The sequence below is a fragment of the Streptomyces winkii genome, from assembly GCF_032248595.1.
Taxonomy (GTDB): domain Bacteria; phylum Actinomycetota; class Actinomycetes; order Streptomycetales; family Streptomycetaceae; genus Streptomyces; species Streptomyces winkii.
This window is the reverse complement of sequence record NZ_JASTTH010000005.1, coordinates 396468-409527: the sequence shown is the minus strand read 5'-3', so window position 1 is coordinate 409527 and position 13060 is coordinate 396468. Positions and strand designations below refer to the sequence as shown.

The window sequence follows — 13060 nt, the reverse complement described above, 5'->3', positions numbered from 1 at the left end:
CGCGACGACCATGCTCGACGGACAGGAGTACCCGGACATAGCAGCACCGTCCGGACCACCGCCGGCCTCAGCCCCGGCCCCGGCGGGGCTGAACGGCCGGCACCGCCTCAACGGAAACGGGACCGGGAATGGGAACGGGAACGGCGCCGGTACGGCGACCGGCCCCGAGACCCGAGCAGAGACCCGCACGCAAACCCCCTCACAAGCCCCCACACAAGCCCCCACCGGGACCGGCACCCACGACGCCGCGCGGGAAGGCCTCGAAGACTGGCTGGACTTTCGGTACGGCGACCCACTGGCCGAACAGCACCGCTGGGCGCTGCTGCCTCCGGGCAAGCTGCTCCGCCCGGTGCTGCTGCTGGAGTCCGCGGCGGCCGTCGGCGGCAGCCCCGAGCAAGTCGCGCCCGTGGCAACGGGGTTCGAGCTCATGCACGCAGGCAGCCTCATACACGACGACATCATCGACGGGGACGAGTTGCGCCGCGGGCGGGCCGCGACCCACTGCCGGTACGGCGTCGACCGCGCCGTCGTCGGTGCCGACGCCCTCTTCTTCGCCGTCTTCGAGACGCTCGGGGAGTGCCGTCTGCGCGGCGTCTCCGACCGGCGCATCACGGAGGCGACCGCCGTCATCGCCGGGGCCGGGCTGGACATCACCCGCGGGGCGACGCTGGAGCTGGACCTCAGCGGCACGTCCCCGGACGACACCGAGACCTATCTGGAAGTGGCGCGGCTGAAGACCGCGGCGCTGCTGCGTGCGGCCTGCCGCACGGGCGCCGTACTGGCGGGCGGCAGCGCCGAACAGACCGCCGCGCTCACCGAGTTCGGGGAGGCGCTGGGCATCGCCTTCCAGATCCAGGACGACCTGCTGCCGTACGCCCGGCCGCCCCGGGCACAGGCCACGCCCACGGAAAGCGCGCCTACGCGCATCGCGGGCAAGCCTCGCACCAGCGACCTGCGCAACAGGCGTCCCGTCCTGCCCCTCGTGCTCGCCCGGCGCGACGGCAGCGACGCCGACCGCGCACTCCTCGCCGAACTCCTCGACGGCGGGGCCGCGGACGAGGAGTCGCGGCACGAACGCCTGCACCGGCTCCTCGACTCCACCGGCGCCCTGAAGGCCGCCCAGCACACGGCCGACACCTATCTGGAGCGCTGCCGCTCGGCGCTCGCCGTACTGCCCCCGAGCCCGCACCGGCGCCGTCTCGCGTCACTGGCCGATCGGTGCGCCAGCCGGGGGGACGGCCGATGACCACCACGACCACGGACACGGACGGACCCGCGAAGCCGACGCCGGAACCCGGTGCCGCCGGTGTCGCCCGGCGGCTGCTCCGCCCTTTATGGCGCGAGGTCTTCGTCAGCTACCGCTTCAACAGCAACGACCTGTGGTCGACCGTCGTACCCGCCTCGTGCTTCGTCGTCGCCGCCCTGGACCGCGCCGGACTCGGGCCGTACGAGGCCGCGCTCACCGTCGCCGGGGCACTGCCGTACTTCTGGCTCTTCATCTACGGATCGAGCCTGATCAACCAGATCACCGGCGTCGAGGAGGACCGCCTCAACAAGCCCTTCCGGCCCCTGGTCACCGGCGACAGCTCGATGCGGGGGGCGAAGCGGCGGCTGGCGGCGGTCCATGTTCTCTTCCCCGCGCTGGGGCTCGTCCTCGGCGTCGTCGAGTGGGCCCTGCTGTGGCAGTTGCTCTTCATGCTGCACTACGCGTGGGGTGGCCACCGCCACTGGCTGGCGAAGAACCTGCTGATCGCGCTCGGGGTCGTCTCCCAGCTGGCGGCCGCCTGGCAGATGGTCATGCCGATCGAGCCGGCCGTGTGGCACTGGATTCTCACGATGGCCGCCATGACGTTCATGATCATCGGGGTGCAGGATCTGCGGGACGTGGAGGGCGACCGCACCCTGGACCGCCGCACGATGCCGATCGCCCTCGGCGATCTGCCCTGCCGGATCTACTGCTGCGTCAGCTTCGTGGTGCTGCTGCCCGTCACGCACTTCGTGATGGTGGCGCCCGCCGGGTTCCACTGGTGGACGGTCGCCGTCGACGTCGTGCTCGCCGGGCTGAGCGTGCTGCTGGCCGCACGCGTGCTGCTGCTGCGCACGCCCGCGCAGGACCACCGGACGCAGCGGTTCGTCGAGTGGTGGTACACGTTCGTCCTCGCCACCGCGGTCTTTCTGCTGTGACGTCGCCGCTCAGTCGCCGCCCACGGGGCCTGAGACGGTCGCCGCCGGGTACGCGCACGAGAAACTCAGCACGCAGCACACCGCACGCAGCAAGAGCGCACAGAGCACAGAGCACATCGCTTACCCGAGGAGCGCGCCCGATGTCGAAACCACCGCTTCCCGACGCCGCAGTGGCGATGCTGGAGAAGGCCAACCCGGCCGTCGTCACGACGCTGCGGCCCGACGGCCAGCCCGTGTCCACGGCCACCTGGTACCTGTGGGAGCAGGGCCGCGTACTGGTCAACATGGACGAGGGCCGCAAGCGGCTGGAGCACATGCGCGGCGATCCCCGCGTCACGCTCACCGTGCTCGACGAGGGCAGCTGGTACACCCACATCAGCCTCATCGGACGCGTCGTCGAACTCCGTGACGACGAGGACCTGTCCGACATCGACCGCCTCGCCCGCCACTACGTCGGCCAGCCGTACCCGCAGCGGGACCGCGGCCGGGTCAGCGCGTGGATCGAGATCGACCGGTGGCACGGCTGGGGCTCGCAGAAGGACAGCGGCCAGTCGGGCTGACCCGGTGCACCCGCCCGTCGGCGGTGTGAGAGTCAGCCGGACACGGTCAGGCCGTCCGCCCGGTGGGCTGTGCGGGTGCTGACCTCGCACGGCCCACCGGAAGTGCCCTGGAAGCTGAAGGTCATCGGCAGGACGGCACACCCCTCCGCGGCGGACACCCCGCGGCGGATCGCGATCGACCGGAGTTCTAGGGCTTGTCCGACGGGTCCGTGGCTCGAGTCGTCGGACAGGCTGCCGTGGCGAGACCCTCTTTCTCGGCCATGTAGGAGCAAGCCTGCGCGGCGACTGTCATTCCCATGCGGTCCAGCACCTCAACGGACTCCAGAAGGAGCTTCGCGTCCATCTTCGCCATGGCTTCGCCGAATCGATCGCGCTCGGCCACGTCCTCTGGGGACACCGCGGTACGAAGTGCCGCCACCCGCTCGGCCAGCTTCTCGCGCTCGGCTTGCATCGCCGCGAACCCGCGTACGGTACGGACGATCTCCTCATCAGCCATGTCGCTCATCGGGTACCCCTTCGGTCTCCTGCCTTGGTCTCCGGGTCAGGTGAGGCAACTGCACGCCGAGGTCACTCCATCACGTCGACTGAGACATGCGCGACCTGGTCACGTGCGGCCCTCGGGCCCCCTCAGTCCTCGCTGAGCGAGAGCGCCCCGCTCGGGCAGGTCTCGACCGCCTCCCGCACACCGGCCCGTTCGCCTTCCCCGGGCCGCTCGGTCAGGACGACGACCGTGCCCTCCTCCTCGTCCTGGTCGAAGACCGCCGGTTCGCTGAGCACGCACTGGCCGGCGCCGACGCAGCGCGTCGTGTCCGCGACGATGCGCATCAGTCCTCCCTTCCTCTTTGCGGTGGCGTCCTCTTTGCGGGTGGCGCCGAGGCCGCTACCAGGTGACCGGCAGTTCGTAGAGCCCGTAGACGTTGCTGTCGTGCTTGAAGGGCAACTCGTCGACGGGCGCGGCGAGCCGGAGTCCCGGAACGCGCCGGAAGAGGGTCTCGAAGACCATCTGGAGCTCCATGCGGGCCAGGTTCTGGCCGAGGCACTGATGTGCGCCGAACCCGAAGGCCACGTGGTGCCTGTCGCCGCGCGTGAGGTCGAGTTCGTCCGGGCGGTCGAATACGCCGGGGTCGTGGTTGGCCGAGTTGCCGAGCCCGAGCACCCCTTCGCCCGCGCGGATGAGCACCCCGCCGATCTCGACGTCCTCCGTCGCCACCCGGGACGTGGCGGCGTCCACGATGCTGAAGTAGCGCAGCAACTCCTCGACGGCGCCCGGCATCGCGTCCGGGTCCTCACTCAACCGGGCCCTCTCGTCCGGGTGTTCAAGGAGCGCGACGGTGCCGAGCGAGATCATGTTCGCCGTGGTCTCGTGACCCGCGATGAGCAGCAGCACCGCGAGGCTCACGAGCTCCGCGTGGCCGCCTCTGCCCGTCTCCCGCTGCTTGAGCACCTGCCTGCCGAGCAGGTCGTCGGTGGGGTTCTGCTCCTTCGAGGTGATCAACTCGTCGAGGTACGCCCGGAGTTCGTCGCGCGCCTGCTCGCGCGCCGCGACCGGCTCCGTACGTCGCAGCATCCGCCCCGAACGGGACTGGAAGAACTCGTGGTCGGCATACGGCACCCCCAGCAGCTCGCAGATGACGAGGGAGGGGACGGGCAGCGAGAGCGCACGCACCAGATCGGCAGGGCGGGGCCCGGCGAGCATCGCGTCCAGGTGCTCGTCCACGATCTGCTGGATCCGGGGCCGCAGCGCCGCCATCCGCTTGACGGTGAACTCTCCGAGCACCGCCCGGCGGGCGGGCCCGTGCTCCGGCGGATCCATCGAGATCAGCGACAGCTTGAACCTCGCAGTGAGCTGCTGCTGGCCCTCGGCGAGTACGGGGAAGCCGGGACGCGTCCGGTCCGAACTGAACCGCGGGTCGGCGAGCATCGCCCGCACGTCCTCGTGCCGGGTGAGCGCCCAGGCGGAGCCGCCGCCGGGCAGGGCGACGCGGGAGACCGGCGCGTTCTCGCGCATCCGCTCGTACTCCGGGGGCGGGGAGAAGGGACATGTGCGCTGTAAGGGCATTGTCACCGTGGACTGATCGCTCGTCATGGGACCCCAATCCGGGACATGGATTTCCGTGGCGGACCTTCAGCGGCGCGCTCTTTCACGGTAGTTAAGTGGATGATTTTCGTCCACATCTGGAAGTGAAAGAATCAGCCAACTTCCTTTGAGAGGTGGGGACATGGAAGCGGGCTCCGGCTCCGGCCCGGCGGCGGGCACGGGCACACCACTGCGGGCCGACGCGCTGCGCAACCGGCGGAAGATCCTCGCCGCGGCCGAGGAGATATTCGCTCTGCGCGGGCCCGACGTGCCGATGGAGGACATCGCCCGCCGGGCCGCGGTCGGCGTCGCCACGCTCTACCGCCGGTTCCCCGACAGGGAGACGCTGATCCGCGCGGTCGCGCAGGACACCTTCTGCCGGGTGCTGGAGGAGTCCCGCGCGGCGGTCGCCGAGGAGGCGAGCGCTTGGGAGGCGCTCGTACGGATGCTGCGCAGCTCACGCGAGTTGCAGCTGAGCGTCCAGCTCGCCGTCCACTCGGAGCTGGCCCGCACCACCATCCGGGACGACCCCGAGACCGGCCGGTTCCGCAACGAGCTGCTCGGCACGCTCGACCAGGTGGTACGGGCCGCTCAGGATGAGGGAACGCTCCGCGCCGACATCGGCACCGGCGACGTGGCCGCCCTGCTCTCGCTGCTGCTGCGCCGTACGTCCGCGCCGCCCGGGCACCCGGCCGGAGTCGCCTCGGAGCGGGCGATGGGACTCATGCTCGACGGGCTGCGCGCCCGCCCGGGGAACACCTCGCTGCCCGGAGATCCGCTCTCCGTGGACGACTTCGACCCGCGGAAGGCCCGGGACCTGTGACGGCGCCGGGCCGGGGCCGCGGACGGCCGCGGGTCCCGACGGCACGGGCTCACCCGCTCACGGCATGATCTGCGACGCCCGGTCCACCGTCTCGCGGAGCAGTTCGCCGATGCGCTTGACGTCGCTGCGGCTGATCCGCCCCACCGGTACGGCGGTGTTGAACGCGAGGCGCAGGGACGGGAGTTCGCCGCCGAACGCCACGGCGACGGACGAGACGCCCTCCTCGCTCTCCTCGGAGCTCGCCGCGTAACCGCGCCGCCGGATGACCGCGATCTCCTTCTCCAGCTCGCTGCGGCTGCGCACGGAGTGTTCGGTCAGGCCCGTGAGCTCCTCGTCGGGATAGAGATGGTGGAGCTGCTCCGTCGAGAGAGCCGAGAGCATGGCCTTGCCCGAGGACGTGCAGTGCGCCGGCATCGAGCGGCCCAGGCGCGAGGCGACGCGCACGGCCCGCGGGCTCTCGATGGCATCGATGAAACGCACCGTCGCCCCGTCGAGGACGCTGAGATGGACGGTCTCGCCGGTCTCGTGGTTGAGCTCTTCCAGGAACGGCCTCAACTGCTGCCGTACGTCGAACCGTTGGAGGATCGAGAAGGCGACCCCGGTCAGCGCCGTGCCCGGCACATAGGCCTTCGAGCGGGCGTCCTGCCGGATGAATCCCCGGTATTGCAGCATCGCGAGGAGCCGGTGCGCCGTCGACGAGGCTACGCCGAGGTACTTGGCCACCTCCGTGAGCCGCAGCTCGCTGCGCTCGCCCAGGAGCAGCAGGATCTGCATGGCGTTGTCGACCGACTCGATGGGGTACTGCGGCCTGGAGCCGGAGGCGGCTCCCGGTCCCGGAGCCGGAGATTTCTTCATGGCAGAAACCCTAATCGACGGTGGTCAGGTGCCGCGCAGGGCGTGATCGTGCACTCGCGGGCGCCGGGCCCCGCCCGGCACGCCTGTCCGCCGTGCCCCCTGGTGGGCTCCTCCCCCCTGGTTCGCCCACTCCTCTTCCTCGCTCTCAGTGCGTGTCCGTGGGGGTGTGCGGGTGCGGGTCCGGCAGGCGCCGCACGAGGTGGTCCCAGACGGCGGAGACCGCCCGGTCGTGGTAGATGTGCTCGCGCTTGGACAGCGACTCCTCCGGCCGTGACCACGACGGCTCGCCGCCGGCCGCGGCCGTCAACAGCTGCTGTGCGCAGGCCCGTTCGAGCAGTACGGCCGCGACGGTCGCCTGCTGGAGCGTCGCGCCCACGGTCACGATGCCGTGGTTGACCAGGAAGACCGCGCGCGCTTCGCCGAGCGTGCGTGCCACCGAGCGGCCGAGGTCCCGGGTGAGGATCAGGTCGGCGGTGTCGGTGAACGCCGGCACGTCCGGCGGTACGAAGTAGTTCGCGGCGTGGCTGACCGGCCGCAGCGGCAGCCCGGCCGCGGCGAGCGCGACGGCGTGCGGCGGATGCGTGTGCACGACGCCGCCGACGTCCGGCCGCGCCGCCATGATCTCGGTGTGGATGGGGTATTCGCTGTGCGCGACGCCGTCGCCGCTGAGCACAGTCCCGTCCGGCGCCACGAGTTGGACGCGCGCCGCGGTGACCTCGTCCAGACCCCACTCCGCGGACTTGATCCACACCCCCCTGCCGTCGGGGTCGCGCGCCGAGGAGTGGCCCCAGATGAGGTCGTCGTGGCCGGCCGCCGCCAGCACGTGCGAGGAGGCGGCGACGAGTTCGCGGACGTCGTTGCTCATGCAGGTGTCCTTACGGGCGGGTCGGCGGCACGTCCGGGCCCCGTGCCGCCGGTCGGTGCGCCGCTGCTCAATGTGCGCTCGGCAGGGTGAAGAAGAGCCAGGTGAGGAGGGGCGCGGTGACCGCCATGGCGAGGCCCCACACGACCATCACCCGGAAGAGCGCGGGGCGTTCGGTCTCCGGTGCGTTGGCGAGCGTCAGCGCGCCGACGGACGAGAAGGGCGTGGAGTCCACGACGGTCGCGGAGATCGCCAGCGCGGTGATGACGGCGGTGACGCCGATGTCGCCCTGGACGAGGAACGGCACGGCGAGCGGTATGAGCACGCCGAGCAGTCCGGCGCTGGAGGCGAACGCGGAGGTGATCGCGGCGACCAGGCAGAGCAGGAACGCGGTCAGCAGCGGTGCGCCCAGGTCGGCGATGCCCTTGCCGATCACCTCCACGGTGCCGTACCGCTGAAGGGCCTCGACGAGGGTGACGACACCGCAGATCAGCAGCACGACGGACCACACGATGCGCTTGTCGGCCTGCTCGAAGCGGCCGGGGAAGACCACGTGCAGCAACGCGGCGGCGACGAGGGCGAGGAAGCCGATCTCGAGGTCGAAGACCAGCGCACCGACGGCCACGCCGACGATGGCGGCGAGCGTGATCACCTGGTCGACGCGCAGGGCCGACGCCGGACCGCCCCCGGCGCCGCCCGCGCCCGTACTCGTGCCCGCGCCCGCAACGGTGTGGTCCGGGACCGTGTCCTCGACGGGGGAGGCCGTGCCCGTGCCGCCCGCACTCGCACCCGCGGCGGCGGGCACCGCGGTCGTGGCCGCCGTGGTCGTGGTGGAAGCCGTGGCGGTCGCGAGCGCACCCGCACGGTGCTCCCTCCACAAGGTGCGGCCACCGAAGAAGAGGTAGATGACGACGGCGAGACCGATGTTGTAGGCCGCGTTGCCGAAGAACAGCTCTCCGCCGGAGATCTTGAGCCCGTTCGCCTCGGCCGCCTTGCGGACGATGATGGTCAGGCCGTTGAGCGGCGAGAAGTTCCCCAGGCACGAGCCGTGCATCACCATCAGTGCCGACATCCGCCGGTCGATGCCGTAGCGCGATCCGAGCCGCAGACACAGCGGCGCGAGCATGGCAACGCCCGCCGGGCCCAGGGCGCCGGCCGTGGTCGGAACGGCCGAGAAGACGAAGATCAGCCAGGGCACGAGCAACGGACGGTCGCCGAGCAGCCGTACGGCCCGGTCGATGAGCCACTCGATCGTGCCGTTCGCCGCCGCCAGCCCGAACAGATAGGTCACGCCGACGAGCAGCACGAACAGGTCGGGCGGGAAGCCGGAGAGGATCTTCTCCAGGCTCTCGTGTGCGGCGAGCGTGCCGATGAGGAACGTGCCGACGAGCGCCAGCGCGCCGATGTTGACCGGTCGCAGTGTGCCGACGATGAAGACGAGCGCGAGCGTCACGACTCCGATGACGTGGATGGACATGCCACTTCCTCCGGCCTCGTCGCTGGGCCGCCGGCGTGGTGCCCGCAGGGGGACGGGACGCGAGCCGGGCTATGTCGCAGATTGTTTCTGCATTGCAGAAGCACTTTCTTCACTCTGATCGTGCCCTGTCAAGACCCGTGCACCCGGTTAAGCGGAATCGTCGGTTCCCGTAGTCGTGCCAGTTCGTGCCGCCACGCCGTGGCCGTGTTGAACGCCCCGCCGAGGTCCGGCAGTTCGGCCATGTCGCGCTCCGCGAGGTCGCTCAGCTCGCCGCCCGCGCCGACGACGCGGAGCGAGAGCCGTGCGATGCGGTCGACGCTCAGGGCCTGGAGAACGGACTGCTCCACGCTCCCGGCGGCACTGGTCAGGCCGTGTGCGCGCAGCAGTACGACGGGGCGGTCGCCCATGGCCGCGACCATCTCGGCGGCCAGCCGCCGGTCCCGTACGAGCACGCCCCGCGGATAGACGGGAATCCCGCCGGCCGCGAGACGGGTGCCCGGGATGTCGAAGGCGCCGACGACCGGGCGGATCGCGATGCCCGCGAGGTCGGCGGCGACGACGTCGGGCGGATGGGCGTGCGCGACGGCGGAGACGTCCGAACGGGTGCGCAACACCTCGGTGTGCAGCGGGAGTTCGTTCGGCGGGGCGTAACCGCCGTCGAGTTCGTGCGGCGTGCCGGGCCCGCCGTCGAGGTCGACGAGGCGGACGTCGGCCCCGGTCGTGTACGCGAGGCCCCGTTCCTCCGGGCCGCGGCAGCGCACGAGCAGCCGGCGCGCGTCGACGCGGAGGCTGACGTGACCGAGGATGCCGTCGGCCAGGCCCCGCGCCGCCAGCACGCGGCACGCCTCGGCGATCGCCGTACGCAGCGGGGAGAGTTCGCGGCTCGGTGGCGGCTCCGGCTCCGGCTCCGGCCCCGGGTCCGGCCGCGGGGGCTCCGGGCCCGGGGCCCCCGAGGGTTGCGCGTCCGCCGGTGTTCCGCTCATGCCGAGACCCCCGCTCCGCCGTCGCTGTGCACGACCGAGCCGGTGACGCCGCGCGAGCGGTCGGAGGCCAGGAACACATAGCCCCACGCGTGGTCTTCGCCCGACAGGGCCACCCGCAGCGGGACACGGTTCGCGATCTCCGCCGCCCGGTCCGGGGCCGCCCCCAGGCTCCGTTCGCCGAGCCCGAGGCTGTCCGGCCCGCGCAGATCGGTGCCGACGGTGCCGCCCGGTGCGACGCCGTTGACCCGTACGTCCGGGGCGAGTTCGTGCGCGAGCGCGGTGACCAGCCCCCGCACGGCGAACTTCGACGACACGTACAGCACGCCGCCCCGCCCCGGACGGTACGAGGACGCGGACTCGGTCAGGACGACGGCCGCCGGTCCGCCGCTCTCGCGCAGCGCGGGGAGCGCCGCCTTCACCGAGTGGAGGTGCGACTTGACGTTGACGGCGAAGATCTCGGCGAACGCCTCGTCGATCCGTTCGGCGTCCAGGTCCGCGAGCCCCCGGTAGAAGTCGAAGACACCCACGCAGTTGACCAGGACGTCCAGCCCGCCGAACGCGGAGACGGCGGCCTCTACGGCCTCCTCGTTCGCCGTGCGCGTCGCTGCGTCACCGGCCACGACCGGCACTTCGGGCACGGCGGCGGCGAGCAACTCGCACTTGCCGGCGTCGCGTTCGAGCACGGCCACCCGCGCGCCCTCCGCGCGGAAGGCGTCGACCACGGCCCGGCCGATTCCCGAGCCCGCGCCGACGACGAGGGCCCGCTTGCCCTCCAGCCAGCGGGTGCCCGTCATGACTCCGCCCCCGGATGTTCGCCGTCCGCGTCGTCCTCGAAGAGCGGGCCGAAGGGGTTGCCGAGCATCCGCGAGAACGTCTGCGGGTTCTGCCAGGTCAGGGCCTCGGCCTCGAGCGGGCACAGCGTCACCCACCGGCCCGACTTGGGCGACTCGATCAGCAGCCGCGAACCGTTGCGGGTCTCGATCCGGCAGACGCGCACCTCGGCGAACTCGTTGCCGAGCACGATCGCCTCGCCCCGCTCTCCCGGCCGCGGCGTCACAGGAAGACCGCCAGGTTCTGGGTGCGCAGCACCGAGTCGTCGGCCAGGACCGTACGACGGGCCAGCAGCCATCCCTCGCCGTCGGGCGCGCGGCGCAGCAGGTCCTCGCGTCCGGCGGAGACGAGCGCGGGCTCTCGTACGTCTCCGCGGCTGCGGTAGAGCAACAGGGCCGAATCGACGACGAGATGGCGGGGATCGGCGGTGGCGAAGGTGCGCACGTTCGTCACGTAGTGCCGCAGCCGCGAGGGAGGGTCCTCGGTCCAGGCGTGTTCGGTGGCGAACCTGGCCACCCGGCGTGACAGCGAGTACTTGTTCTCGTCGAAGTGGGCCATGCCGGGCGAGGAGTCGTAGCCCGCGCCGCGCGCCGTGGTGACGCGCACGGGCATGATGTAGTGCACGTCCTCGGTCAGCAGGCCCAGCCACTCGTCGTAGTGCTGCGCGTCGAGTACGTACGCCTCCTCGACGAGCCAGTGGTGCGCCTGGAGATGGCGCTCGTCGGAGAACGGCAGCGACCGTCCGGTCCTCCGGAGCGTGGGCGCGTGCCCGCCCAGGGGTGAATCCGCCGAGTACGGACCGCCGTTGCCGTCCGCCGGGTCCGGCCCGTCCGTGCCGTGGGCCCCGTCCGTCCCTCCGGTCTGGGCGCGCGGAGTGCTCATGCCTTCACCGCCCCGGTGTTCCTGGTGCCGCCTGTGCCTTCGGGCGTAGTGCCTTCGGGCGTATCCGCGCCGGCTCGTGTGCCGCCGGCGCCGGGACGGCTGACCTGGACCCGGCGCACGGGAGCGCCCGGGGTCTCCATATGGTCCGCCCAACGCGCCAGCAGATGGCGCTGGTTGTACTCGCCGTACCCCACGTACGCCTCACCGGGACCGGCGAACTGCCCCTCGCCCAGTGGCGGAACGACGTTGCCGCCGTCCTCCAGCAGCCCCATCCGGCTGTTGAGCAGCAGCCGGCGGGCCATCGAGCCCCCGGCCGTGCTGGTCAGCGAGACCCAGTTCTCCACGTCGTCCTGCTCGAACATCCCGGTGCTGCCGAAGCACATCAGATACGCCTTGTACGACAGGGCCTTGTACTCCTCGGGCGCCTCGGCGTCGACGGCGAACCAGGACAGCACCTCTGTCTCGTCCGGCCCGACGGGCTGCCAGGTCCGCAGCGAGATGAACGGCAGCACGTCCTCGGAGTCCTCGACGCGCGGCCAGTTGTGCACGAGGCTCATGTTCGGGAACACCGAGGCCGCGGAGATCAGGAAGCCGTCGCGGCCGATCAGTTCGAGCTGCGCCGGCGACCAGGTCCGCTTCATCCGCTCGACCATGGCCTCGGGGTAGCCGACGTAGGCCAGCTTCTCCTCCAGCGTCCCGGGCGGCAGTTTGTACGTCGTGCCGCCTCCGTTGCCCGCCCAGTACGTGCAGCCGTCCTTGCGCTTCTCGGCCTTCGGCTCCCGGAACAGCCCGATCTCCACGACGCTCGTGTGGGTGTGCGGCGTGTGGTACATGTCGCCGGCGAAGTTCTCCGCGCCGATCTTCCAGTTGGCCTTGATCCGCCAGCGCTGCGGCCCGCGCAGTTCGATGCCGCTCTCCGACTGCCGGGTGTAGTAGTCGAGATAGAAGGCGAAGTCCCCCAAGTACTCCCGCAGCGGCGGCGCTTCGGGATCGAGGCTGACGAAGATCAGGCCGTTGTACGTGCCGAGGGACGGCGCGGGCAGCAGCGTCTGCCCCTTCCGGCGGAACCCCGCCTCGCCGCCGTATGCGTCGCGGTGGAAGGGCAGTCCCACCAGGCGGCCGTCGTTGCGGTAGGACCAGCCGTGGTAGGGGCACCGGAAGTGCGAGGCGTTGCCCATCTCGGCGCGGCACACCTGCATGCCGCGGTGCAGGCACATGTTGAACAGCGCCCGCACGGTGCCGTCTTCGCCGCGCGAGACGATGAACGAGTCCTCCAGTACGCGGCGCACCACGTAGTCGCCGGGCTGCGGGATCTCCGACTCGTGGCCCACGAAGACCCAGGCGCGGCTGAAGAGCCGCTCGCGTTCGAGCCGGAAGATCTCCTCGTCGTTGTAGATGTGCGCCGGGATCATGCCCCGCCGTACGTCCGCGAAGAGGGTGGCCAGTTCGGTCATGGGCGGTCTCACGCTCCAACCGCGGCGGCGCTCGGCCGCCTGCGCTCTGATCTCTGCTTTGCAGAATCACTC

The 13060-nt window shown here is 71.3% G+C and carries 15 protein-coding genes; 4 read left to right on the top strand and 11 right to left on the bottom strand.

The annotated features are described in order from the left end of the window. Positions 1–10: 10 nt before the first annotated feature. From QQM67_RS17460 to QQM67_RS17450, 3 genes are all read left to right on the top strand, one after another. Positions 11–1246 carry a polyprenyl synthetase family protein gene (locus QQM67_RS17460; protein ID WP_314174818.1) on the top strand — a complete coding sequence of 412 codons (1236 nt, stop codon included), beginning with the start codon at positions 11–13 and terminating at the stop codon, positions 1244–1246. Then, positions 1243–2184: a UbiA family prenyltransferase gene (locus QQM67_RS17455; protein ID WP_314174817.1), complete on the top strand. Its 942-nt coding sequence runs from the start codon at positions 1243–1245 to the stop codon at positions 2182–2184. Before QQM67_RS17460 ends, QQM67_RS17455 begins: the two co-directional genes overlap by 4 nt. A 140-nt stretch (positions 2185–2324) precedes the next feature. Next, complete coding sequence (locus tag QQM67_RS17450; RefSeq protein WP_314174816.1) at positions 2325–2744, top strand: PPOX class F420-dependent oxidoreductase; 420 nt, start codon at positions 2325–2327, stop codon at positions 2742–2744. Positions 2745–2931: 187 nt separating this feature from the next. On the opposite strand, the gene QQM67_RS17445 is transcribed toward QQM67_RS17450, so the two are convergent. The 3 genes from QQM67_RS17445 to QQM67_RS17435 all read right to left on the bottom strand — a co-directional run bounded on the left by QQM67_RS17445 (position 2932) and on the right by QQM67_RS17435 (position 4830). Beyond that, the gene (locus QQM67_RS17445; RefSeq protein ID WP_314174815.1) at positions 2932–3249 is read right to left on the bottom strand and encodes a hypothetical protein; all 318 of its coding nucleotides are present in this window, start codon (positions 3247–3249) and stop codon (positions 2932–2934) included. A 122-nt stretch (positions 3250–3371) separates the two neighbouring features. Further along, a complete protein-coding gene (locus tag QQM67_RS17440) occupies positions 3372–3569 on the bottom strand; it encodes a ferredoxin (protein WP_314174814.1) in 198 nt (65 codons plus the stop codon). Positions 3570–3624: 55 nt separating this feature from the next. Continuing rightward, positions 3625–4830 (bottom strand): cytochrome P450, encoded by a 1206-nt coding sequence (locus QQM67_RS17435; RefSeq protein WP_314174813.1) that lies wholly within the window; start codon positions 4828–4830, stop codon positions 3625–3627. 133 nt (positions 4831–4963) lie between these two features. On the opposite strand from QQM67_RS17435, the gene QQM67_RS17430 reads away from it, so the two are divergent. Further along, a complete protein-coding gene (locus QQM67_RS17430) occupies positions 4964–5644 on the top strand; it encodes a TetR/AcrR family transcriptional regulator (protein WP_314174812.1) in 681 nt (226 codons plus the stop codon). A gap of 57 nt (positions 5645–5701) precedes the next feature. Here QQM67_RS17430 and QQM67_RS17425 read toward each other — a convergent pair whose 3' ends face one another. From QQM67_RS17425 to QQM67_RS17390, 8 genes are all read right to left on the bottom strand, one after another. Further along, on the bottom strand, positions 5702–6499 hold the full coding sequence (locus QQM67_RS17425) for an IclR family transcriptional regulator (RefSeq protein ID WP_314174811.1): 798 nt from the start codon (positions 6497–6499) through the stop codon (positions 5702–5704). Positions 6500–6644: 145 nt separating this feature from the next. After that, positions 6645–7364 carry a class II aldolase/adducin family protein gene (locus QQM67_RS17420; RefSeq protein ID WP_314174810.1) on the bottom strand — a complete coding sequence of 240 codons (720 nt, stop codon included), beginning with the start codon at positions 7362–7364 and terminating at the stop codon, positions 6645–6647. Positions 7365–7431: 67 nt separating this feature from the next. Continuing rightward, entirely contained in the window at positions 7432–8838 is a 1407-nt protein-coding gene (locus tag QQM67_RS17415; protein WP_314174809.1) for an SLC13 family permease, read from the bottom strand. Between the two features lie 128 nt (positions 8839–8966). Further along, positions 8967–9821 carry a class II aldolase/adducin family protein gene (locus QQM67_RS17410; RefSeq protein WP_314174808.1) on the bottom strand — a complete coding sequence of 285 codons (855 nt, stop codon included), beginning with the start codon at positions 9819–9821 and terminating at the stop codon, positions 8967–8969. Continuing rightward, on the bottom strand, positions 9818–10615 hold the full coding sequence (gene hcaB / locus QQM67_RS17405; RefSeq protein WP_314174807.1) for a 3-(cis-5,6-dihydroxycyclohexa-1,3-dien-1-yl)propanoate dehydrogenase: 798 nt from the start codon (positions 10613–10615) through the stop codon (positions 9818–9820). The genes QQM67_RS17410 and hcaB overlap by 4 nt, the downstream gene beginning before the upstream one ends. Beyond that, complete coding sequence (locus tag QQM67_RS17400) at positions 10612–10878, bottom strand: dihydrodiol dehydrogenase (protein ID WP_314174806.1); 267 nt, start codon at positions 10876–10878, stop codon at positions 10612–10614. Before QQM67_RS17400 ends, hcaB begins: the two co-directional genes overlap by 4 nt. Continuing rightward, positions 10875–11534, bottom strand: a complete 660-nt coding sequence (locus QQM67_RS17395) for a 3-phenylpropionate/cinnamic acid dioxygenase subunit beta (protein WP_314174805.1) — start codon at positions 11532–11534, stop codon at positions 10875–10877. The genes QQM67_RS17400 and QQM67_RS17395 overlap by 4 nt, the downstream gene beginning before the upstream one ends. Then, positions 11531–12988, bottom strand: a complete 1458-nt coding sequence (locus QQM67_RS17390) for a Rieske 2Fe-2S domain-containing protein (protein WP_314174804.1) — start codon at positions 12986–12988, stop codon at positions 11531–11533. Before QQM67_RS17390 ends, QQM67_RS17395 begins: the two co-directional genes overlap by 4 nt. Positions 12989–13060 lie beyond the last annotated feature (72 nt).